At 62.9% G+C, this 20,512-nt stretch carries 21 protein-coding genes; 8 read left to right on the top strand and 13 right to left on the bottom strand.

All coding sequences use genetic code 11. The annotated features are described in order from the left end of the window. Positions 1-144: 144 nt before the first annotated feature. Together VM94_RS13385 and VM94_RS13380 are read right to left on the bottom strand one after the other, a co-directional pair. Positions 145-1,962: a DUF4153 domain-containing protein gene (locus VM94_RS13385; RefSeq protein ID WP_138829153.1), complete on the bottom strand. Its 1,818-nt coding sequence runs from the start codon at positions 1,960-1,962 to the stop codon at positions 145-147. A gap of 89 nt (positions 1,963-2,051) precedes the next feature. After that, positions 2,052-2,489 (bottom strand): hypothetical protein, encoded by a 438-nt coding sequence (locus VM94_RS13380; protein ID WP_046683930.1) that lies wholly within the window; start codon positions 2,487-2,489, stop codon positions 2,052-2,054. Positions 2,490-2,572: 83 nt separating this feature from the next. Here VM94_RS13380 and VM94_RS13375 point away from each other — a divergent pair, with 83 nt between their 5' ends. Together VM94_RS13375 and VM94_RS13370 are read left to right on the top strand one after the other, a co-directional pair. Further along, positions 2,573-2,956 carry a MerR family transcriptional regulator gene (locus VM94_RS13375; RefSeq protein WP_046683929.1) on the top strand — a complete coding sequence of 128 codons (384 nt, stop codon included), beginning with the start codon at positions 2,573-2,575 and terminating at the stop codon, positions 2,954-2,956. Next, positions 2,943-3,371 (top strand): DUF4952 domain-containing protein, encoded by a 429-nt coding sequence (locus tag VM94_RS13370; RefSeq protein ID WP_046684581.1) that lies wholly within the window; start codon positions 2,943-2,945, stop codon positions 3,369-3,371. Before VM94_RS13375 ends, VM94_RS13370 begins: the two co-directional genes overlap by 14 nt. A 57-nt stretch (positions 3,372-3,428) precedes the next feature. On the opposite strand, the gene VM94_RS13365 is transcribed toward VM94_RS13370, so the two are convergent. The 3 genes from VM94_RS13365 to VM94_RS13355 all read right to left on the bottom strand — a co-directional run bounded on the left by VM94_RS13365 (position 3,429) and on the right by VM94_RS13355 (position 5,963). Further along, positions 3,429-4,070: a choice-of-anchor C family PEP-CTERM protein gene (locus VM94_RS13365; RefSeq protein ID WP_138829154.1), complete on the bottom strand. Its 642-nt coding sequence runs from the start codon at positions 4,068-4,070 to the stop codon at positions 3,429-3,431. Between the two features lie 130 nt (positions 4,071-4,200). Next, complete coding sequence (gene rraA, locus VM94_RS13360; protein ID WP_046683927.1) at positions 4,201-4,695, bottom strand: ribonuclease E activity regulator RraA; 495 nt, start codon at positions 4,693-4,695, stop codon at positions 4,201-4,203. A 32-nt stretch (positions 4,696-4,727) separates the two neighbouring features. Next, the gene (locus tag VM94_RS13355; RefSeq protein WP_046683926.1) at positions 4,728-5,963 is read right to left on the bottom strand and encodes an MFS transporter; all 1,236 of its coding nucleotides are present in this window, start codon (positions 5,961-5,963) and stop codon (positions 4,728-4,730) included. A 100-nt stretch (positions 5,964-6,063) separates the two neighbouring features. On the opposite strand from VM94_RS13355, the gene VM94_RS13350 reads away from it, so the two are divergent. Continuing rightward, the gene (locus VM94_RS13350; RefSeq protein ID WP_046683925.1) at positions 6,064-6,864 is read left to right on the top strand and encodes an AraC family transcriptional regulator; all 801 of its coding nucleotides are present in this window, start codon (positions 6,064-6,066) and stop codon (positions 6,862-6,864) included. On the opposite strand, the gene fliD is transcribed toward VM94_RS13350, so the two are convergent. The 4 genes from fliD to alr all read right to left on the bottom strand — a co-directional run bounded on the left by fliD (position 6,861) and on the right by alr (position 11,463). Next, entirely contained in the window at positions 6,861-8,246 is a 1,386-nt protein-coding gene (fliD, locus tag VM94_RS13345) for a flagellar filament capping protein FliD (protein ID WP_046683924.1), read from the bottom strand. The two genes, VM94_RS13350 and fliD, sit on opposite strands and share 4 nt — an antisense overlap. Positions 8,247-8,475: 229 nt before the next feature. Continuing rightward, positions 8,476-8,820 (bottom strand): PilZ domain-containing protein, encoded by a 345-nt coding sequence (locus VM94_RS13340; protein ID WP_080698516.1) that lies wholly within the window; start codon positions 8,818-8,820, stop codon positions 8,476-8,478. A 105-nt stretch (positions 8,821-8,925) separates the two neighbouring features. Then, positions 8,926-10,302, bottom strand: coding sequence for a DNA repair protein RadA (gene radA, locus VM94_RS13335; RefSeq protein ID WP_046683923.1), 1,377 nt, complete (start codon positions 10,300-10,302; stop codon positions 8,926-8,928). 69 nt (positions 10,303-10,371) lie between these two features. Further along, positions 10,372-11,463 (bottom strand): alanine racemase, encoded by a 1,092-nt coding sequence (gene alr, locus VM94_RS13330; RefSeq protein WP_046683922.1) that lies wholly within the window; start codon positions 11,461-11,463, stop codon positions 10,372-10,374. 247 nt (positions 11,464-11,710) lie between these two features. On the opposite strand from alr, the gene lplT reads away from it, so the two are divergent. Next, positions 11,711-12,973: a lysophospholipid transporter LplT gene (gene lplT, locus VM94_RS13325; protein WP_046683921.1), complete on the top strand. Its 1,263-nt coding sequence runs from the start codon at positions 11,711-11,713 to the stop codon at positions 12,971-12,973. Positions 12,974-13,022: 49 nt separating this feature from the next. On the opposite strand, the gene VM94_RS13320 is transcribed toward lplT, so the two are convergent. From VM94_RS13320 to tsaB, 4 genes are read right to left on the bottom strand one after another with little or no spacing between them, the layout of a single operon-like run. Continuing rightward, the gene (locus VM94_RS13320; RefSeq protein WP_046683920.1) at positions 13,023-13,961 is read right to left on the bottom strand and encodes a DUF1853 family protein; all 939 of its coding nucleotides are present in this window, start codon (positions 13,959-13,961) and stop codon (positions 13,023-13,025) included. Further along, positions 13,954-14,868: a uracil-DNA glycosylase gene (locus VM94_RS13315; RefSeq protein ID WP_046683919.1), complete on the bottom strand. Its 915-nt coding sequence runs from the start codon at positions 14,866-14,868 to the stop codon at positions 13,954-13,956. The genes VM94_RS13320 and VM94_RS13315 overlap by 8 nt, the downstream gene beginning before the upstream one ends. Further along, positions 14,865-15,362 carry a ribosomal protein S18-alanine N-acetyltransferase gene (gene rimI / locus VM94_RS13310; RefSeq protein WP_046683918.1) on the bottom strand — a complete coding sequence of 166 codons (498 nt, stop codon included), beginning with the start codon at positions 15,360-15,362 and terminating at the stop codon, positions 14,865-14,867. Before rimI ends, VM94_RS13315 begins: the two co-directional genes overlap by 4 nt. After that, a complete protein-coding gene (tsaB, locus tag VM94_RS13305; protein WP_046683917.1) occupies positions 15,359-16,084 on the bottom strand; it encodes a tRNA (adenosine(37)-N6)-threonylcarbamoyltransferase complex dimerization subunit type 1 TsaB in 726 nt (241 codons plus the stop codon). The genes rimI and tsaB overlap by 4 nt, the downstream gene beginning before the upstream one ends. Positions 16,085-16,242: 158 nt before the next feature. Here tsaB and dapC point away from each other — a divergent pair, with 158 nt between their 5' ends. The 4 genes from dapC to VM94_RS13285 all read left to right on the top strand — a co-directional run bounded on the left by dapC (position 16,243) and on the right by VM94_RS13285 (position 20,477). Next, on the top strand, positions 16,243-17,472 hold the full coding sequence (gene dapC / locus VM94_RS13300) for a succinyldiaminopimelate transaminase (protein ID WP_046684580.1): 1,230 nt from the start codon (positions 16,243-16,245) through the stop codon (positions 17,470-17,472). A gap of 17 nt (positions 17,473-17,489) precedes the next feature. Then, positions 17,490-18,317 (top strand): 2,3,4,5-tetrahydropyridine-2,6-dicarboxylate N-succinyltransferase, encoded by an 828-nt coding sequence (dapD, locus tag VM94_RS13295; RefSeq protein ID WP_046683916.1) that lies wholly within the window; start codon positions 17,490-17,492, stop codon positions 18,315-18,317. A gap of 122 nt (positions 18,318-18,439) precedes the next feature. Continuing rightward, on the top strand, positions 18,440-19,987 hold the full coding sequence (locus VM94_RS13290; RefSeq protein WP_046683915.1) for an FAD-dependent monooxygenase: 1,548 nt from the start codon (positions 18,440-18,442) through the stop codon (positions 19,985-19,987). A gap of 133 nt (positions 19,988-20,120) precedes the next feature. Next, positions 20,121-20,477, top strand: a complete 357-nt coding sequence (locus VM94_RS13285) for an ArsC family reductase (protein WP_046683914.1) — start codon at positions 20,121-20,123, stop codon at positions 20,475-20,477. Positions 20,478-20,512: the final 35 nt, after the last annotated feature.

Genomic DNA, 20,512 nt, shown 5'->3' with positions numbered 1-20,512 from the left:
TACATTCGACCTCATAATGGATATTAGCCGTGAAAGCCCGCTCTTGGCCGATACCGCACAGTCGGAATAAGTCAGCGCACGAAGTTACCGCCTTCGGCGCAAGCAAGAGGTTCTGTCCGGCGCTGCAAGCCCTCTTCGTGCCACTTACGGGCCCGGCACCGTCTCATCCGGACAGCTGACCTCGTCCTCTGGCGTATATAGGGTCATCGGTACGCGCTGGCCGTCGACTTCCAGTTCGCGCACTTTCGGCGGCACCAGCTGGAACTCGCCTGCCTGCAGTTTCTCGCGCAGGGGTTTGCAGCGCAGGGCATCGGTGGGGATTTGTCCGCGCGCGGTCCAGCTGCCGTCTTCCTTTTCAGCCAGCAAGACCGACGAGGCGCGCGGGTCATTGCTGATCAGCAGCACGTCCTGCTTGCCATCGCCGTCGAAATCGAGCAGATACGCGTCGCACTGCTGCCCTGCCCGTTTCAGGCAGGCGGGCAAGCGCCAGGCCGGGCCCACTTGCGTCCAGTCCTGGCGCAGGAAACTCTCCGGCAGTTTCGCCGTGGCCGGGCGCAGGGTCAGGTTGATCGACACGTCGCTCAGCGCGCCCGTCTCGTCGAGGCGATTCTGGCGCTTGAGCATGGCGTCGGCGCGGGCTCGCACGACGGCCGCGTCCGGACCCGTTGTGCGCGTCTTGAGTTCCTGCAAGGCCGCCTGGCCGTAGCGGGCACCCTGGAAGCGCAGGTAGTCGAAATCGAACTTGTCCACGCCTATCTTGCCGCTGTCTAGGCGCGCCATCTGGCTGGCCACGGAAATGCGCGCCGGGTCCGCCAGCGGCGAGAACAGGGCGAACAGCACCAGCAGGGTAACAAAGGCGGTGGCCACGTTGACGTTGGAGATCAGGTGCAGCCAGTCGCCATACTTGCTGGCCGCCCAAGCATAGCCGGCGGCGTAGCAGGTGGCGATCAAGAGGCAGGCGGCAGCGATCAGGCGGTCGGAGGTCCAGCCATGCGACATCACGCGCAGGGTCAGCGCATAGATGGCGATGCCCACCACCCACGGCAGCAGCAGACAGGCCAGGCGCGTGCCGAGGCGGATGCCGCGCGCCACGCCATGGCCCACTTCGCCATTCTGGAAGGCCGCATTGATCAGCACCACCAGCACGCCGGCCATGCCCAGCAGCACGGACGCCGCATGGCGCGTGGCCCACAGCCGCTCGAAGCCGATGAAGGGCAAGGTCAGCAGGAAGCCTGAGACGAGCACGGCGGCGATCGGCATCAGCCACGACAGCAGCACCAGCAGCAAGGTGCGGATGCCGCGCACGATCGAGGGGCGCACATCCGTGATGTGGATGGCGAACGAAAACGCGAAGCAGATGACGGGAATCACGAACCAGGCCTGGCCCAGCAGTTTTTTCAGGAAACTCAACTTGATGAGCAGGAACAGCTGCCCGCCCAGCCACAGCACCAGCCACAGGCCCAGCACGAACAGCAGGGAAAACAGCAGCTGGATGCCGAGCTTCCAGGCGATTTCAAAATAGGTCGGGTAGCGGGCGATGCGCTGGCCATCCTGGGCGCTGGCCAGCACCAGCGCGTGGGCGATATAAAAACCCACGACGCAAAAACCGAACAGCTGGGCGGAAATGACGCGCAGCGGCGCGCCCGGTTTGTAGTTGCCCCAGATCACGTGCTCGGCGCCGCGCGCCACGTCGTGCCAGGCCAGCACGGCCATCACGACGGCCGCGCCCGCCATCCACAGGCCGATGCGCTTGACCGACATGTGGCCCAGGCTGGAGACCAGCAGGATGGGCAGCAGCAAACTGATCAGCATCAGCGGCGCCAGCAGATAGGCTTCCGTGGCGGGCCACGCCTTGTCTTGCGCCGTGCTGTACAGCCAGTACAGCAGCAAGCCTTGCAGCAGGCCCGTCACCAGGCGCGTCACCGCGATGCGCGGCGCCACCACCGGATCGAGCAACGCCATGTTTTTTCCTGCGGCATCCTGCTGCATAGTCATTCCTTTAATAGTCGTTTATTGCTGTAAAGCACGGCCATTATTGCATTTCGTTATCGTCATCTCAACAACGATTCGTGCGCGCGCCCTGCCGGCGCGCCTTCGCTGCGGCGCAATGGCAAGCTTTGCGCAAGGCCCCAGGCCAGTTCCGGCACGAAGAACAGCCACAGCAGCGGCTGGCCCGTCGTGAACAGCGCCCACGCCATCCAGGTGGAAAACAGGTAGCGCGCTGCCGCGTCATAGCGGCCGAAGCGCGGCTGCGGATCCAGCATGCGCAGCACGGACCAGACCATCACCACGCTGCCGAACAAGCTGCTGATGAGCAGATGAAATGGTCCGAAGACGGGCAGCGGCAGGCCGCCCAGGCTCACGTTAAGGGCGCTCAAGTGATCGTGCAGCAGCAAAAACGTCCACGGCGTGACAAACGGGGCCGTCATGAGCACATCATAAATGGCGCTGGCGCGCACCACGCGGCGGAAAGCAGAAACGGACAACATGGGAACTCCTGTCGATGGAAAGCGCCCATGATCGAGCTTGGAGTACACTCCATGGTCAAGCATTTTATGAAAGAAAAATCACCATGCAGATCGGCGAGATGGCGCAGGCGACGGGCTTGAGCCGCGACACCCTGCGCTTTTATGAAAAGCGGGGCTTGCTGCGCGCGCGGCGCGGCGCGAACGGCTACCGCGACTACCCGCCCGAGGCGGCCGACTGGCTGCGCTACCTGCGCACGGCGCAGCAGCTGGGCTTTACCCTGGCGGAAATCGAGGCCGACATGCCGCTGCTGGCCAGTGCCGGCGATCCCGCCACGGCGGAACTGCTGCGCGCGGCGCTGGCGCGCAAGCTGGGCGAAATCGATGCGCGCATCGCGGGTTTGACGCAGTTGCGCGGCGAACTGGTGCTGCGCATGGGGCCGGCAGCGGCCGCGTGTCCCTTGCGCGCAGATGCCGATGCAAGTCAGTAAGCTCACTACACTGCTGCCGTGGCTATTCCTGCTGGGCGCGGGCGGCGCGCAGGGCGCCGGGCTGGCCTGCGGCGACTTCCTGTCCCAGCTGGGCAAGAAGCCCGCCTATCTCGTCTACCAGGGTTGCCAGCAAAACAGGGAACGCCAGGACCAGCCGTTCGAAGCCCGCTACGCAGTCGATGGCAAGCATGCGCAACAGGCGGAAGCGTATCTGCGGCGCACTTACGGTTTGCCCAAGCTCAAGCGCTATTGCTGCGCCTGGGACAGTACACCCCATTCCTGGCGCGACCGCCGCACGGGCTACGGCTATGTATTGCTCATGGCCACGGGCGAAACCTTGGTCAGGAGGCGCGACGCCTGGCCGCAGATCGAGCGCTTTACGGTGCAGGTGGACGGCTACGCGCAAGACCCTTGACGTAAAAAAACCGCCTGTGCATGGCAGCAGGCGGTTTGATCTCGGACAAAATCAGGCTTACTTGGCGGCCTTGCGGCGGCGCAGGAAACCCATCAGGCCCAGGCCAGCCAGCAGCATGGCGTAGGTTTCCGGTTCCGGTACGGCGGCCATCACGGCCACGTTGTCGATCACGGCGCCCGAGTAATTGTCGAACGGCGTGCCGGCCTGGGCGGCGCTGGCAAACGACAGGGTCGCCAGGCCGCTGGAAGCGGCCGTGAAGCTCAAGGTGTTGCTGTACAAGGTGTTCGAGGCGGCAGCCGTCGAGTAGAAATTGCCTGCCACGCCACCGAAATTGACGGCCACGCCCTGGCCGGCAGGGCCGCCGGAATTGCGCGCCATGTCAAAGCTCAGGTTGTACGTCTGGCCGGCAACGACATTGAAACTTTGCGACAGAAAACCCGGACCAGGCGTGCCCAGCATGTCGATGCTGTAGCCGTCGATGGCGTTATACGCGTTGCGGATCAGGTCGACCGAGGAAGCGCCCACCGTCCAGCCACCGATGGCCGAGGAGCCGCCATTGACAACATGAAAGCCGCTGGAAAAACTATAGCCGGGAGCGACCGATTCAAAATCGCCATTCGTGATCAGGTTGACGGGGCTGGCGCTGGCGGTGCCGACGGCGAACAGGGCGACAACTGCTGCGATGGTGGCGATTTTCATGATGTGATTTCCTTGCCTTATAGGCATTAAAGTTTCCTTAAGTGAAATCATATCCCAGCCATGACAAAAATCATAGAACTTTGCAAAAATATATTCAATGTGGATAATTTGTAACGTTTTCGGTGCGCCATCAATCGAGTTCCTGGCGCGCCACCAGAATGCCGTCCGCATCGGCGTAGATCCAGTCGCCCGGATGCACGGCCACGCCGCTGACCTGCACGCGCACGTCGCGCTGGCCGGCGCCCGTCTTGTTGCTCTTGCGCGGATACGTGGCCAGGGCGCGCACGCCGATCTGGCAGACATTGATTTCCTCGCTGTCGCGGATGCAGCCATCGACGACGATGCCGGCCCAGCCATTGCTTTCCGCCAGCACGCCCAGCTGGCCGCCCACCAGCGCGCGGCGCAGGCTGCCGCCGCCATCGATCACCAGCACGTGGCCCTGGCCCGGCGTTTCCAGGGTGCTGCGCACGAGCGCGTTGTCCTCGAACACCTGCAAGGTGGTGGCGGGGCCGCTGAAACGCACGCGCTGGCCGAAAGCGCGGTACACGGGCGGCAGCACGGCCAGGGTGCCGTCGTCGAGCATGGCCGCATAGTCGTCGCACAGGTCGGTGGTGGCAAAGGTCATGGGGATTCCTTTCGTGGCTGATGGCAACGATTCTAAGCCTTTTGCAAGGCCGCGGCACGTGTTTTGCCGCCCACGCCCACGGCCGTGGCAATCGCCAGCGCCTGGAACAGGCCGATGAACACGAACAGCAGGGCCGGATGGTCGCCATCCATCAGCGCGCCAAAGAACAGGGGGCCGACGGCCAGGCCGCTGTCGAGGCCCGAATACACAACGCCATACACGCGCCCGGTGGCATTCTTCGGCGCCGCCGCGCGTATCATCAGGTCGCGCGATGGCCCCGCCACGCCGGACGTCAAGCCGATGGCGCCCATCAGCACCACCGCGCCCCAGGCCGGCACGACGGCCATGGACAGCAGCACGGCCAGCAGCGCGGCGGCGGAAAAGGCGATCGCCACGTTGCGGTCCGGCTGCTTGCTGCGCGCACCCACCACGCCGCCGGCCAGCATGCCCACGGCCGAGGCCAGCATATAGGCCGTGTAGGCGCTGGTGGCCAGCGCCAGGCTCATGCCGTACAGCTTGACGAGGGCCACGCTGGCAAAGCTCTGGATGCCGCCCAGGGCGATGGCGGTAATGAAGAAAAAGGCAAAGCACATCCACACGGCGGGCAAACGCAGAAAGTCCAGCGTGCCCTCGCCGCTGGCGGCCTGGCCTGGCGCGGCCTTCTTGACCGGCTCGGGACGGATGGCGTGGCGGTTCAGGAACAGGATCAGCAGCACGCCGAACGGCAACACGGCCGCGCATTGCAGCGCGATACGCCAGTCATAATGGGTGGCAACGTATGTCATGAACAGCGGCGCCAGGGCCCAGCCGATATTGCCGCTGATGCCATGCACGGAAAAGCCGTAGGCCACGCGGGCCGCCGAGACGCGCTGGTTGAGGATGGTGTAGTCGGCCGGATGGAACACGCTGTTGCCCATGCCGGCCAGCATGGCGCCCAGCATCAGCGCCGCATAGCTGTGCGCGGTGGACAGGGCCAGCGCCGACACGCCCAGCAAGAAAATACCGGAAAACAACACGGCGCGGGCGCCGAAGCGGTCGACGACAAAGCCGGCCAGCGCCTGCCCCACGCCCGAGATGATGAAAAACACCGTCATCAGCAAGCCCAGCTCTGCATACGACAGGTCGAAGGCGGGCTTCAGCCAGACGAACAGGGCCGCGAGAATCAGGTGGTAGAAGTGCGACACGCCATGCGCCAGCCCCACCAGGGCGATGACGCGCGCATCGCTGCGCAAGGTAGGAAGTTCGGATGCCGAGTGAGTTGTTATCATGTCATACCCTGTCTTATACTGGTGAAGCTCAAGTGTATGCAAAATACCATCGCCTGTTTTCCGACAGGACGACATAATTTATCGAATTAAGGCCAAGCTGATGGGTGTACCTATCCTCCACCATACCCGCATGTGTCCGCCACGGGAAGCGCCCAGCGCGACCATCCCCGTGACCATGGTCGCGCGCGACCTGCAACCCGATGAATTTCTTTCGCCGCACAGCCATCCCTGGGGCCAGGTCACGATGGCGCTCGAAGGCGTGCTGCGCATCACCGCCAACAACAGCAGCTGGGTGCTGCCGCCCATGCGCGCCATCTGGATCGCGCCCAACGTGGAGCATGCCGTCACGATACTGGAAAAAACCCGCTTGCGCCCCCTGTGCATCCATGCCGCGCGCGCGCCGTTCGCGGGCAGCGACTGCAAGGTGCTGGAAGTGTCGAATCTGCTGCGCCAGCTGATCATGGCGCTGGAACAGCTGGACCCGGGACAGGAACCGGCGCGCGAGGCGCTGCTGGCCGAACTGATCCTCGATGAATTGAAACGCTCGGCCACGCGCCCCATTCGCGTCCCCTTGCCCAGCGACAAGCGCCTGAAGACCCTGTGCGACAGCCTGATCGAGAAACCGGGTTTGAACCAGACCCTGGAGCACTGGGCGCAGCTGGTCGGCGCCTCGGAGCGTACCCTGGCGCGGCTGTTCGAACGGGAGTTGGGCATGAGTTTCGGCCAGTGGCGCCAGCAAGTGCGCCTGGCTCACGCGGCGCCCCTGATCGCGCGCGGCGTGCCGCTGTCGCAGGTGGCCGAAGAACTGGGTTATGCCAGCCAGTCGGCGTTTTCCGCCATGTTCAAGAAGACTTTCGGCAGTTCGCCGTCAGCCTTCTTTGCCCAGGGCGAACGCTCTTAAGCCATGAAGTCGAATAAAGAGTTCTTGCCGGTATAACCCGGCAAGGCCGAGTTCGTTCCCATCTGTTCCTGGGCTGAATAGGCTTTGACCAGCGCCTGCGCCTGCGCCGTCAGCGCCTTGGCCAGCACGGCTTTCTTGTTGGTCAGGGTGGTGATGTCCTTGCCCACCGTCTGCACTTCCTTGCGGATGATGCTCGTTTCGCCCGTCAGCTCGCCGATCTTGCTGGAGAACTGGTCCGCCACGCCCTTGCCGTTATTCGTAAACAGCTTGCTGACGGCGTCCGGATCGGCCGCAATGGCGGCCTTGAGTTTTTTGTCGTCCAGCACCAGTTCGCCGCTTTTGCCCAGGGTCACGCCGGCGCTGCCCAGTACGGACGATGGCACGCCCGTGCTGGCCGTGCGCAACACTTGCTCCATCTGCGAGCGCACCTGGCCCAGGGCCGTATCGGACTTCAAATCGCCCTGCTGCAGGCTCTGCAGCTTGCTGTTGAGTTCATTGTAGGCCGTGACGAAGCTGGCCACGTTGGTCGCGATCTGGCTGCTGTCCTTGGCGATGACGAGGTCGGTCACACCCTTTTTCTTCAATTCGATGGTGGCGCCCTCGACAGCCGTCGTCAAGGTATTCGTGGCGCTCTTGATGTCCTTGCCGTCGACGGTCAGCAGCGCATCCTGCGCGGCAGCCGTTTGCTGCATGCCCTTGCCGGCGCCGGGCGCATAGCTGAGCAGATTGCTGACGGCCGCATCGCCGGAAACGCTGATGCGCATGCTGCTGTCGGCGCCGCTCTTGCCGTTCAGCGCCAGCGAATAGCCATCGGGGCCTTTGACCACGCTGGCGTCGATGCCCTGCTGCTTGAGCGCGGCGGCGATGCCGTCGAGGCTATTGTTGCTGCTGTCTATCGTCAGCGAAATGATCTTGCCGCTGCCGGCCGTGAATTGCTTGCCGTCGGCCGTGCCCACTTCGATCTTGACCAGCGCGGGCGCCCCAGTGCCGATCGGCGCGCTCGAGGATTTCTGCGCGCCGCTGAGCAGGGTCTGCCCCTGCGCCAGCTGTTTGACGTTCAGCTCATGGCTGCCGCTGGCGGCCTTGTCGGTGGTGGTGGCGCTCAGCACATCCTTGGCGCTGGACGTGGCCGACGTGGCCAGGCCGCTGCCGGCCATGTTCTTGGCCACGGTCTGGAATTTTGCCAGCGCCGATTGCAGCTGGCCCAGGCCGGAGAACTTAGCCTGGTCGCGCGCCAGGCTGGCGTTGAGCTTGACGACGCCCGTGTTCTGCGACTGCATCTGGCGCTCCACCTTCGCATACACATCAGCCGAGATATTGCCCTGCGTCGTCTGCTGCGTGTTGTTGGTGTAAGCCCTGCTGTTGATGGTCGAATTAAACATGATAGGCGTTCCCGTCGGGTGTAAGGTCATGACACACGGTTCAGGTCCTGACCGTGCTGCGCAAGAAACGGACGGCAGGCGCGCGTGGCGCGGCGGCGTCCCTCTTCTGGTTGATAATTATGCAGTATTACCGGAATATCAAAACAGCGAACAGAACAAGTTTTTCCTGACTGCAAACCTATATGCACCATTCTAGCGCATTTCACTTGCCGCTTATCGCGGGCATGCCTCAGCGCATGAATTTCGAAATGGCGCTGCTGACAGCCATGTCCAGTTGCAGGAAAGTGAGTCCCACCTTGAAACCGGCACTGCTGAAAATGCAGTGCGAGACGGACACGCGCGCCTCGATGATGTGCGCCGCGCCATCGTAAAACAGCTCGAACAGCACCTTGCCCTGCTTGCCTGTCGGCACCGGCTCAGCGATGACGGCCGCCATGCCGCCCGGCCCTACATCAAGGGTACGTGCCGCCACGGGGCCCGCACCATCGATTACCAACATTGCCTTGGCACGCAATATCTTGCGTGCGCCCTGCCTTTGCTCTACTGACACTGTATTCCGCTTCTCTCTATGCATTGTCGATACGAATTCGCCATGCGAACTCATCGGACAAATATTATAGTTCCAAACGGAAATTTTGTTTGACTTGTCTCAAGCTTGGCATTTAAACCATACCAACTCTTACTCCAGGTCACGGAGCTTATTGAACGCTTCATCGATGCGTTCGACGCCGATGACCTTGAGGCCCTCGATAACCTGTTTCGGCAAATTGGACTTGGGCACCACGGCCAGGGTAAAGCCCAGCTTGGCCGCTTCGCGCAAGCGCTCCTGGCCCCGTGGCGCGGGACGGATTTCGCCGGCCAGCCCCACTTCGCCAAACACGACCAATCCCCGCGGCAAGGGTTTGTTGCGCATCGACGAGTTAATCGCCAGCAACACGGCCAAGTCGGCCGCCGGTTCCGTGATCTTCACGCCGCCCACCGCGTTGATGAACACATCCTGGTCAAAGGCCGCGATGCCCGCATGGCGGTGCGCCACGGCCAGTAGCATGGCCAGGCGGTTTTGCTCCAGGCCGACGGACAGCCGGCGCGCATTGGGCAAGTGGCTCGTATCGACGAGGGCCTGGATTTCCACCAGTAAAGGGCGAGTGCCTTCCTGCGTCACCATCACGCAGGAACCGGGCACCTGGTTGTCGTGCTGCGACAGGAACAGGGCCGATGGATTCGACACCCCTTTCAAGCCCTTTTCCGTCATGGCAAATACGCCCAGCTCGTTGACGGCGCCGAAACGATTCTTGATGGCGCGCACGAGGCGGAAGCTGGAATGGGCGTCGCCCTCGAAATACAGCACCGTGTCGACGATGTGCTCGAGTACGCGGGGACCGGCCAGCGCGCCCTCTTTCGTCACGTGGCCCACCAGAATGATGGTCACGCCCGTCTGCTTGGCCGCGCGCGTGAGCTGGGCCGCGCATTCGCGCACTTGCGCCACGGAACCGGGCGCCGAACTGAGCGCGTCCGAATACACGGTCTGGATCGAGTCGATGACCACCACTTCCGGTTTCAGGTCGTTCAAGGTGGACAGGATCTTTTCCAGCTGGATCTCGGCCTGCAATTTCAGTTCCTTGGCGTCGATGACGAGGCGCTTGGCGCGCAGGGCGATCTGCGCGCCCGATTCCTCGCCACTGACGTACAGCACGCGCTTGTGGTGCGACATGTTCGCCAGCGCCTGCAGCAGCAGGGTCGACTTGCCGATGCCGGGGTCGCCGCCGATCAGCACGACGCCGCCGGCCACCATGCCGCCGCCCAGCACGCGGTCGAATTCCTCGATGCCCGTGCCGAAGCGGGGCACGTCGATGGCGTCGATATCGTCGAGCGACAGCACGGGCGCCGTCTGCGCCAGCGACATGTGCTGCGGATTCGAATAGCGGTTGTTGCCGCCCGTCTCGGGCAGGGTTTCCACCATGGTGTTCCACTGGTTGCACGAGGTGCATTGCCCCATCCATTTATTGCTGATGGCGCCGCAATCGCTGCAGGTGTAGATGGTCTTGACTTTTGCCATGGTGTACTTTGCCCGGGTAAGGTGAAACTGCTGTTTATATATACAGTATATACAAACAAGGCTGCAAGGTCACGCCTCGATCACCGGAACGCGGGGCGCCAGCGCGCACATCAGCTCGTAGCCTATGGTGCCGGCGGCCAGGGCCACCTCGTCGATCGGCATGCCCTGGCCCCACAAGGTGACGGCACTGCCGACTTTTGCTCCCGGCACGTGCGTCAGATCGACCATCAGCATGTCCATCGACACCCGGCCGATGAGGCCAGTGCGCACGCCGTCGACGAGCACGGGCGTGCCTTCGGGCGCATGGCGCGGATAACCGTCTGCATAGCCGCAGGCCACTACGCCTACCTTGATATTGCCGGCCGCTTCGTAGCGGCTGCCGTAGCCCACCACTTCGCCAGCGGCGATGTCCTGGATGCCGATGATGCTGCTGCGCAAGGTCATGGTAGGCAGCAAGCCGAACGCTTGCGCGGACGTCCCGCCGGGAGCGCCGCTGGGCGTGCCGCCATACAGCATGATGCCGGGGCGCACCCAATCGCTGTCGAGCTGGTGCATCAGCACGCCGGCAGAATTGCACAGGCTGCGCGGCAAGGCAGCACCAATGCTCGCCGCGCCCGCCTCAAAACGCAGCATCTGCTGTTCCAGGGGCAAACGCGTGGGCGCCGCCTCGTCCGCATTGGCGAAATGCGTCATCAGGGTGATCGTGCCGACGTGCGGCATGGCGCGCAAGCGCGCATAGACACTCGCCACGGCTTGCGGCGTGAAACCCAGGCGGTTCATGCCCGTGTTCATCTTCAGGTGCACGTCGATGGCGTGCGGCAAGCGCGCCGCTGCCAGCATGTCGATCTGCTCTTCGCAATGCACGCTGCCGTTCAAGCCATATTGCGCCATGACGGACAAATCGCTGGCGTCGAAAAAACCTTCCAACAACAAGATGGGCTTGGTCCAGCCCAGCTCGCGCAAGCGCACGGCATAATCGACCTCGACCAGCGCCAGGCCATCGGCCTCGGCAAAGCCCCGCATGGCCCGCTCCAGGCCGTGGCCGTAGGCATTCGCCTTGACGACGGCCCACACGTTGGCGCCGCGGGCGCCGGCACGGGCGCGCGCCAGATTGTGTTGCATGGCATCGAGATGGATGGTGGCGATGAGGGGCCTGGGCATAAGCGTGACACACGGCAAGTGGGAAAGCCGTATTTTACCGGATGGGCCGTACGAGGACATGGCAGGCACCGCAGGTCGTGCGCATCGGACATCATTTACAAAATGCTCACATGTATGTGTATTTTTCTACGGCAGAAAAATTAAGCCGACCTTAGGCAAGCGGATGCAAAGCAGCCCCTTCCAAACTTGGGGTTTGCCGTTTTTTCGTGGTATAAAGCAAGCCAGATATGATTTCAGGCAATCCAGAATGAATCGTGGTTTTTATACCATCATGGCGGCGCAGTTCTTTTCCTCGCTGGCAGATAACGCCCTCTTTTTTGTCGCCGTCGATTTATTGGTGTCCATGAAATCCCCGGCGTGGATCACGCCGCTGCTTAAACTGTCGTTCGTGCTGTTTTACGTGCTGTTGGCCGCTTTTGTCGGCGCCTTCGCGGATGCATTGCCGAAAGGCAAGGTCATGTTCATCGCCAACATGGTCAAGATCTTCGGCTGCGCCCTCGTCTTTTTCCATGTGCATCCACTGCTGGCCTACGCCGTCGTCGGTTTTGGCGCGGCCGTGTACTCACCCGCCAAGTACGGCATCCTGACGGAACTGCTGCCGCCGGAAAAGCTGGTGGCGGCGAATGGCTGGATCGAAGGCTTGACCGTCACCTCCATCATTCTCGGCACCGTCATGGGCGGCGCGCTCGTCAGCGGTCACGTGTCCGACATGCTGCTGTCCATCGACATTCCCCTGATCGATACGGGCATCACCAGCAAGACGGAAGCGGCCTTGTGCGTGGTAGTGGGCATTTATGCGCTGGCGACGCTGGCCAACCTGAAGATTCCAGATACGGGCTGCGTGTATCCGCACCAGGAACGCAATCCTATCAAACTGATTACCGATTTTGCCAATTGCTATTCCATCCTGTGGAAAGACAAGCTGGGCCAGATCACCCTGGCTGTGACAACCCTGTTCTGGGGCGCTGGCGCCACCTTGCAGCTGATCGTGCTGGAATGGGCCAAACAATCGCTGAACATGCCGTTCGACAAGGCAACCAGCCTGGTGGGCGTGGTGGCCATCGGCGTGGCCGCCGGCGCCGTGCTGTCGGCCCGCTTCATTCCGCTGCGCAAATCGCTGACCGTCATTCCGCTCGGTATCGCCATGGGCGTGATCGTCATGATGATGACGCAAGTACATTCCGTGTGGATCGCCTACCCGCTGCTGATACTGATCGGCGCCCTGTCCGGCTTCTTCGTCGTGCCAATGAATGCCCTGCTGCAACACCGCGGCCACGTGCTGATGAGCGCAGGCCATTCCATCGCCGTGCAGAACTTCAATGAGAACCTGTCGATTCTGACCATGCTGGCAGTGTATTCGATCATGATCCGCTTGCACCTGCCGCTGAACATCATCATCACCCTGTTCGGCCTGTTCGTTGCCGGTACCATGTACATGATCATGCGCAAGCACAAGCTGAACCAGGCTGAGCATGACAATCTGTCCTTGATCGGCGAGCAGAAACATTAATTAGGGTGGTGTCGGATTACGCGCTATGCGCTAATCCGACCTACGCGACCTACACAGGTAGAAAGCCTGTTATCCGCCGCGCCGCAGCCTGCTCCGTCCAGTCATGGGGCACGACAAACCCGCGCGCGCGCTCCACTTCCCAGCCTTCGATATTGTCCACCGCTGCCACCAGCACCGGTTGCGCCAGATCAAACAGTTGCGCGCGCAAGGCATCGACGTCCAGCACTTCCACGTCGCGCCCCTTGAACGGCGCCAGCCATTGCAAGCGGGGCAGCACGACGTAACGCTGCTGCGGCAATTGCGTTGGCGTGCACCAGAAGCCGTGTCCATGATCCCGGGAAATACCGTCCATGGCGGGCGTGGCGCCTGCCGCATAGAACAGCCAGCCCTTGACAAGCGCCTGCGCCGTGCGCACGGGTTGCGCCAGCAGGCTTTGCGCGGCAGGATGGCGGGACAAGGCCAGTTGCTTGTCGAGAATCTTGCGCATCTTCAAGCCCAGGGTATCGGCCAGGTTCGGACCGATCAAGTGATTGAACACGCCAGGATCGGGCGCGCCTTCGAGCAGGTAGAACTTGGTGGCGAATTCCCAGTGCAGCAACTCACTCCCGTCACGCAGCAGGAAATCGAACTCGCCCACCGTGTCGTTGCGGTTCACCTGCACTTGCAAGCCATGCGCTTGCAGCAGTCCATGCTGCTCAAAATAAAAGGCCAGCAGCTTTTCAGCGTACAGGCCCAGGCGGGAATAGAATTTCGGCCCCAGCGCCGCATCGAGCGGCGACGGATCATCCTGCAGCGCCCCCAGCCACGCTGCCACGGCAGGCGTGACGGGCACGAGGCTGGCGATACGCCCGCCCCAGTGGGGGCTGGACGGATCCAGCAAGTCGGGCGAGTCGAGCAGCCAGGCCAGCGCACGCACGCGGGGGTGCGTCAGATGTCCCCATCGGCGCTCGAAGCGGACCTGAAAGCTGTCGACGGCCGTGTCAACCACCGTGCGTGCTTTTCGCCAGGCACAGGTCGGCCCAGGCGCGCGCCTTGGCCTTGCCCGTCTCGTCCTGCAGCAACATTTCCGGATGAAAGGTGGCCACGACGGACGCATTGCCCAGCTGGCGCACCTTGCCGCGCACGGGTTTTTCGCCGGGATTGATGCCGGCGGCGGCCATGGAACCGAGGGTGACGATGGTGCGCGGTTGCAGCAGAGCCAGTTCGCGGTCGAAGTACGGGCGGCAGGCGGCGGACTCGGCCTCTGTCGGCAGACGTTCCTGCCCGGCCTCGTCGAGCGGACGGCATTTCAGCAAGTGCGTGATGTACACATCGCTGCCCGCGTCAACCTCGATGGCTTTCAGCATATTGTCGAGCAATTTACCCTGTTCGCCCGGCAAGGCGCGCCCTTCCCGTTCTTCCGCGCGCGCGGGGCTGCTGGCCAGCATCAGCCAATCGCCCTGGCGGTCGCCGCGACCCATGACGACGCCCTTGCGCGTCTTGCACAAGTCGCAGCGCGCGCACTTGGCGACGGCCGCCGTCAAGCCATCCCAGTCGAGGGCGGCAATGTCTGCGTCGCTCAGCTGTTTGGCGGGCGGCGGTGGCGGCGCATCGTCGAACCAGGCCGTGTCGTCAGGCTCGGCGGAGGGGACTGGCGCAGCGGCAACGGCGACGGGCGCTTCGGCCTTCACCTCGACCTTCGCCTCGGCAGCCATCTCGACGACGACTGCGGCGACCGCCTCAGCGACCACTGCGGTCACGGCCTCAGCGGCTTCGGCAACAGGGGGCGCCACGGCGACTTCCATCTCCACGGCAGCCTCGGCGGCGGCGTCAACAGCTTCGGATGCAGCGCCCTGGCGCAAGCGCCACAGGGGGCCGACGCCCATTTCATCGAGGAAAACGGCGCTGCGGCTCATAAGGTATAACGCATCACGATGGCGTCCTCACGTTGCGAATTGGCGGCAGGATAATATCCCTTGCGCCGGCCGATCTGTTCAAATCCATAACGCTGGTAAATATCAAGCGCGCGCACGTTCGACGGGCGCACTTCCAACAGCATCGATTCCATGCCCAGCCGGCGCGCGCAGGCGCAGGACTGGTTCAGCAGGAAACGGCCCAGCCCCTGTCCCTGGATGGCGCCCTCGACGGCCACGTTCAGCAAGTGCGCTTCATCGACAACCAGCATCAGCAAAAAGTAGCCAAGCAAGGTGCCATCCACGTCGCGCAGCACCCAGGCAGGGTAGCCGCTCTTGAGGGAGTCGGCAAAGTTGCCATGCGTCCACGGATGCGGATACACGCGCTGTTCCAGCGCCAGCACCTCAAACAGGTCCGCTTCAACCATCGGCTGATAGTCGAGGCGCAGCAAGTCCCAAGCTGCAGCGCTGTCCTTGTCCTGGCCCCCTACACTCATTGTGCCGACTCCGCAGCGGCCTTGGCGGCCTGCATGTCGAGGCGTTCCGCGCTCGTGTAGGCGATCTTGTTGCGCAAGTACAAAGGCTGCGCCTCGGCCGCCGTCACGAACTGACCGGCCGCAAAGGCGATGCGCGCCAGCTGCGCCACTTGCACGGCGTGCGGCATGATGGCCGCGTCCGCGCTGGCGGCGCATGGCAGCGTCGCCAAGGCATCGGCATAGGCCGCAAAACCGTTGCCGCAAGCGGTGACGTCGCCTTGCGGCGCTACGCCGGCAGGCGCACTCAGGGCCGGTGGCGCAACAATCTGCAAGCCATCCTGGTAATCATATTGCGCCCAGTAGACTTCTCCCATGCGGGCGTCGAGCACGGTGACGATGCGCTGCGCGCCATGCTGCTGGTGGCATGCGAGCGCCATGGCGTCGAGCGTCACGACGGGCACGACGGGCAGGCTGGCGCCATAGGCCAGGCCTTGCGCGATGCCGCAGGCCGTGCGCACGCCCGTAAACGAGCCAGGGCCGGAGCCGTAGGCGATGGCGTCCACGTCCGCCAGGGTCACGCCCGCTTCGGCCAGCAATTCCTGCACCATGGGCAGGATGGACTGGGAATGGGTACGCACGCCCGACGAGGCGTGGGACAGGACGGCATCGCCGCGCAGCAAGGCGCAGGAGGCGAGTTCGGACGACGTTTCAATAGCAAGTAAGGTGGGAAGTAAGGTAGGCATGGCGTATTTTAACCTGTGCCTGTACGTTATTACAGTACGCAGTGCGTACCGCCGCTGCCGCATTGCACAACTCTCTCTCTGGCACGGCTATAATGGAAGGCTGGCTGGTGGCAATGCCGCAGCCGGCCTTCGTTCCCACTCTTGCCCTGGTCCGCTCCGTGAATCCACTTCTTGCCAAACTGCAACCATATCCTTTTGAAAAGCTGCGCCAGCTGTTTGCCGGCGTAACGGTCAACCCCGAATATGCGCCCATCAGCCTGGGCATGGGCGAACCCAAGCACCCGACGCCAGCCTTCATCGAGCAGGCATTGACCGACAATATCCATGGCCTGGCCAGCTATCCGACCACCATCGGTTCAGAAGCCTTGCGCACCGCTATTGCCGGCTGGCTCGAACGCCGCTACGGCATCCCCAAGCTCAATCCTGCCACGCAAATCCTGCCCGTGAATGGTTCACGCGAAGCACTGTTTGCGCTGGCGCAAACGGTGATCGATCCGTCGGCCGGTTCGCTCGTGATCAGCCCGAATCCGTTTTACCAGATCTATGAAGGCGCGGCCTACCTGGCCGGCGCCGAACCGTATTTCGTCAATTCCGACCCGGCGCGCAATTTCGGCTGCGACTACGACAGCGTGCCTGCGTCCGTGTGGGAAAAGGTCAAGCTGCTGTTCCTGTGCTCGCCAGGCAACCCGACGGGCGCCGTGCTCACCCTGACGGACTGGGAACACCTGTTCGCCCTGTCCGAGCGCTACGACTTCGTCATCGCCGCCGACGAGTGCTATTCCGAGATTTACCACGGCGACACGCCGCCGCTGGGCGCGCTGCAGGCGGCGCACATGCTGGGCCTGTCCACCATCGAGCGCCCGTATGCGCGCCTGGTCGTGTTTTCCAGCCTGTCGAAGCGCTCGAACGTGCCGGGCATGCGCTCGGGCTTTGTGGCCGGCGACGCGGAAGTCCTGAAAAAATTCCTGCTTTACCGAACCTACCACGGCGGCGCCATGAGCCCTGCCGTGCAGGCGGCCTCCGTCGCGGCCTGGAACGACGAAACCCATGTCGAGGAAAATCGCGCCAAGTACCGCGCCAAGTTCGACGCCATCACGCCGCTGCTGCAATCGGTGATGGACGTGCAATTGCCGGACGCCGGCTTCTACCTGTGGGCCGACGTCAGCCGCACGGGACTGTCCGACACCGAATTCGCGCAACGCCTGTACGCCGAATATAATGTCACGGTATTGCCTGGCAGTTACCTGGCGCGCGACGCGCACGGCATCAATCCGGGCCGCAACCGCATCCGCATGGCCCTCGTGGCCGAAACGGCCGAAGGGCTGGAAGCCGCGTTGCGCATAGTAAAATTCTGCCAGCAGCTTTCCGCATCCGCATCAACCAACTAGATAAACAAGACATCATCATGAGCCAACAACTGCAAACCATCATCGACCAGGCCTGGGAAAACCGCGCCGAGATCAATCCAGGCAACGGCACGGCCGAACTGCGCGACGCCGTCTCCCACGTCATCAATGGCCTGGATAACGGCAGCATCCGCGTGGCCGAAAAAACCACGGGCGACTGGGTTGTCAACCAGTGGGTCAAGAAAGCCGTGCTGCTGTCGTTCCGCCTGGAAGACAACGTCGTCCTGCCGTCCGACGGCACGATGCAGTTCTACGACAAGGTGCCGACCAAGTTCGCCAATTACACCAAGGAAGACTTCGCCAAGGGCGGCTTCCGCGTGGTGCCGCCAGCCGTCGCCCGCCGCGGCAGCTTCATCGCCAAGAACGTCGTGCTGATGCCGTCCTACGTCAACATCGGCGCCTACGTCGATGAAGGCGCCATGGTCGACACCTGGGCCACTGTCGGCTCCTGCGCGCAGATCGGCAAGAACGTCCACCTGTCCGGCGGCGTCGGCATCGGCGGCGTGCTGGAACCAATGCAAGCGAACCCGACCATCATCGAAGACAACTGCTTCATCGGCGCCCGTTCGGAAATCGTCGAAGGCGTCATCGTCGAAGAAAACTCGGTCATCTCGATGGGCGTGTACATCGGCCAATCGACCAAGATCTACGACCGCGCCACGGGCGAAGTCACCTACGGCCGCGTGCCAGCCGGTTCCGTCGTGGTTTCGGGCAACCTGCCTTCGGAAGACGGCAAGTACTCGCTGTACTGCGCCGTGATCGTCAAGCGCGTGGATGCAAAAACCCGCGCCAAGACCGGCATCAACGAGTTGCTGCGCGGTATTTAATCACTGCGCCGCAAGGCGCACGCAGTACCCTGAACGTCCCGCTTCGGCGGGACATTTTTGTTTCCAGCGAGCAACTTCAATCGTCGCGCAGCCATCTTCCATCCTGTCCTATACTGGATGGCATGAATACTCCTCCCGTCCTGATCGTCGGCGCCGGTCCTACCGGCCTCATGCTGGCCTTGCGCCTGGCGCGTCATGGCGTCGATTGCCGCATCATCGACCAAAATAGCGGTCCGGGCCAGGCGTCGCGGGCCATGGCCGTGCATGCGCGCACCCTGGAGTTTTACCAGCAACTGGGCTTTGCCGATGAACTGGTCAGCCTGGGTATCAAGATCAATGCCATGCACATCCACGAAGGCGGCGAGGAGCTGGTGAAACTGGCGCTGGGAGAAATCGGCGAAGGCCTGAGTCCCTACCCTTTCGTGCTGAGCCTGCCCCAGGACGAGCATGAACGTTTTCTGATCAGCAAGCTGGCGGCGGCCGGCGTGCACGTGGAATGGAATGTCGCGCTGGACCTGTGGACGCAGGACGATAGCGAAGTGCAAGCCATCCTGCTCAAGGGCGGCGAACGCCAATATTGCACGTTTAACTACATTTGCGGCTGCGACGGCGCCCGCAGCAAGGTGCGCGAGATCGCCGGTTTCGAGTTCTCTGGCGGCACCTACGACCACCTGTATTACGTGGCCGACGCGCAAGTGGCAGGCAAGAACACGGATTTGCACGCCCACCTGGGCGCGAACTCGTTTGCCTTGATGCTGCCCGTGCGCACCAGCGGCATGCAGCGCCTGATCGGCATCCTGCCCGACCGCCCCGACGGCGCGCCCGCGCCCGTCTTCGACGACGTGCGGGAATCGGTGCAAACTTTGCTCGGCATCGAAGTCGAACACGTGAACTGGTTTTCCACGTATAAAGTGCATCACCGGGTGGCCGGGCAATTCCGCGAACGGCGTTGCTTCATCCTCGGCGACGCGGCCCATTTGCACAGCCCCGTGGGCGGCCAGGGCATGAACACGGGCCTGGGCGACGCCGTCAACCTGGCGTGGAAACTGGCGCAAAAGCTGCGGGGCCAGAGCAACGATGCCCTGCTCGACACCTATGAAAGCGAGCGCATCGTGTTTGCCCGCAAGCTCGTCGCCACCACCGACCGCGCCTTTCAGGCCATCGTCGCGCAGGGCATGGCCGGGCAATTCCTGCGCCGCTGGCTGGTGCCGCATGCGCTGCCCTTCCTTTCGGGCTTCGCGCGGGCGCGCCGTTTGCTGTTCAAAACAGTGTCGCAGATCCAGATCAGCTATGAAGACAGCGCCCTGTCCGCAGGCCACGCGGAATACCTGCGCGGCGGCGACCGCCTGCCGTGGTTTTCCGACGGCACGCAAGACAATTTTATCGCCCTGCGCAGCATGAATTGGCAATTGCACATCTATGGCGAAGCGGCACCCGAATTGCTGGACGAAGCGCGCGTGCTGAAACTGCCCGTGCATTGCTACACCTATAACGTGGCGGCCAAGCTGGCGGGACTGGGCCGCGACGCGGCCTACCTCGTGCGCCCCGACGGCCACATCGCGCTGGCCCTGCACCTGCAGGAAAGCGGTGCCCTGCGCGCCCTGGCCTTGCGACTTGGCCTGCATTTCGGTCCGGCGGAGTCGGGCAAGGCGGCGCCGCGGCCTGTGTAGGGGAAATCACCGGGCCTTGTTGCACTGCCGCATCGACTGCGCATCGACTGTATAATGGCGGCTACCATCGCATTTTTCCCTGGCGCAAGCGCCGCGATCAAGCGAACCGCATTCATTCCCCTTAGCCCTACCCATGACGACCATTACACTCTACGGTATCCCCAACTGCGATACCGTCAAAAAGGCCCGCACCTGGCTGGCCGCGCAGCAACTCGATTTCACCTTCCACGACTTCAAGAAGCAGGGCCTGGAACGCGCCACGGTCGAGGCCTGGCTGGCGCAATTGCCGTGGGATGTGCTGGTCAACAAAAAAGGCACGACCTGGCGCGCCCTGTCCGACGAGCGCAAGGCGTCCATCGTTGACCCCGCCAGCGCGCTGGACCTGATGCTGGAAAACCCGTCCATCATCAAGCGCCCCGTGCTGGACAAGGATGGCCAGTTCAGCGTGGCGTTTTCGGATGCGCAGTACAAGACCATTTTCTCGTTGTAACTCCCTAGTTGACCACCGGAACGATGTTGCCGGCA

It is taken from the genome of Janthinobacterium sp. KBS0711, from assembly GCF_000988085.1.
Taxonomy (GTDB): Bacteria; Pseudomonadota; Gammaproteobacteria; order Burkholderiales; family Burkholderiaceae_D; genus Janthinobacterium; species Janthinobacterium lividum_E.
The sequence above is the reverse complement of the archived record's forward strand: the minus strand, read 5'-3'. Positions and strand labels throughout refer to the sequence as shown.

What these genes read in the sequence shown, in the direction of transcription:
- VM94_RS13385 (WP_138829153.1), bottom strand. Translation starts at nt 1,962, where the DNA reads ATGGCGTTGCTCGATCCGGTGGTGGCGCCGCGCATCGCGGTGACGCGC.
- VM94_RS13380 (WP_046683930.1), bottom strand. Translation starts at nt 2,489, where the DNA reads ATGTTGTCCGTTTCTGCTTTCCGCCGCGTGGTGCGCGCCAGCGCCATT.
- VM94_RS13375 (WP_046683929.1), top strand. Translation starts at nt 2,573, where the DNA reads ATGCAGATCGGCGAGATGGCGCAGGCGACGGGCTTGAGCCGCGACACC.
- VM94_RS13370 (WP_046684581.1), top strand. Translation starts at nt 2,943, where the DNA reads ATGCAAGTCAGTAAGCTCACTACACTGCTGCCGTGGCTATTCCTGCTG.
- VM94_RS13365 (WP_138829154.1), bottom strand. Translation starts at nt 4,070, where the DNA reads ATGAAAATCGCCACCATCGCAGCAGTTGTCGCCCTGTTCGCCGTCGGC.
- rraA (WP_046683927.1), bottom strand. Translation starts at nt 4,695, where the DNA reads ATGACCTTTGCCACCACCGACCTGTGCGACGACTATGCGGCCATGCTC.
- VM94_RS13355 (WP_046683926.1), bottom strand. Translation starts at nt 5,963, where the DNA reads ATGATAACAACTCACTCGGCATCCGAACTTCCTACCTTGCGCAGCGAT.
- VM94_RS13350 (WP_046683925.1), top strand. Translation starts at nt 6,064, where the DNA reads ATGGGTGTACCTATCCTCCACCATACCCGCATGTGTCCGCCACGGGAA.
- fliD (WP_046683924.1), bottom strand. Translation starts at nt 8,246, where the DNA reads ATGTTTAATTCGACCATCAACAGCAGGGCTTACACCAACAACACGCAG.
- VM94_RS13340 (WP_080698516.1), bottom strand. Translation starts at nt 8,820, where the DNA reads ATGCATAGAGAGAAGCGGAATACAGTGTCAGTAGAGCAAAGGCAGGGC.
- radA (WP_046683923.1), bottom strand. Translation starts at nt 10,302, where the DNA reads ATGGCAAAAGTCAAGACCATCTACACCTGCAGCGATTGCGGCGCCATC.
- alr (WP_046683922.1), bottom strand. Translation starts at nt 11,463, where the DNA reads ATGCCCAGGCCCCTCATCGCCACCATCCATCTCGATGCCATGCAACAC.
- lplT (WP_046683921.1), top strand. Translation starts at nt 11,711, where the DNA reads ATGAATCGTGGTTTTTATACCATCATGGCGGCGCAGTTCTTTTCCTCG.
- VM94_RS13315 (WP_046683919.1), bottom strand. Translation starts at nt 14,868, where the DNA reads ATGAGCCGCAGCGCCGTTTTCCTCGATGAAATGGGCGTCGGCCCCCTG.
- rimI (WP_046683918.1), bottom strand. Translation starts at nt 15,362, where the DNA reads ATGAGTGTAGGGGGCCAGGACAAGGACAGCGCTGCAGCTTGGGACTTG.
- tsaB (WP_046683917.1), bottom strand. Translation starts at nt 16,084, where the DNA reads ATGCCTACCTTACTTCCCACCTTACTTGCTATTGAAACGTCGTCCGAA.
- dapD (WP_046683916.1), top strand. Translation starts at nt 17,490, where the DNA reads ATGAGCCAACAACTGCAAACCATCATCGACCAGGCCTGGGAAAACCGC.
- VM94_RS13290 (WP_046683915.1), top strand. Translation starts at nt 18,440, where the DNA reads ATGAATACTCCTCCCGTCCTGATCGTCGGCGCCGGTCCTACCGGCCTC.
- VM94_RS13285 (WP_046683914.1), top strand. Translation starts at nt 20,121, where the DNA reads ATGACGACCATTACACTCTACGGTATCCCCAACTGCGATACCGTCAAA.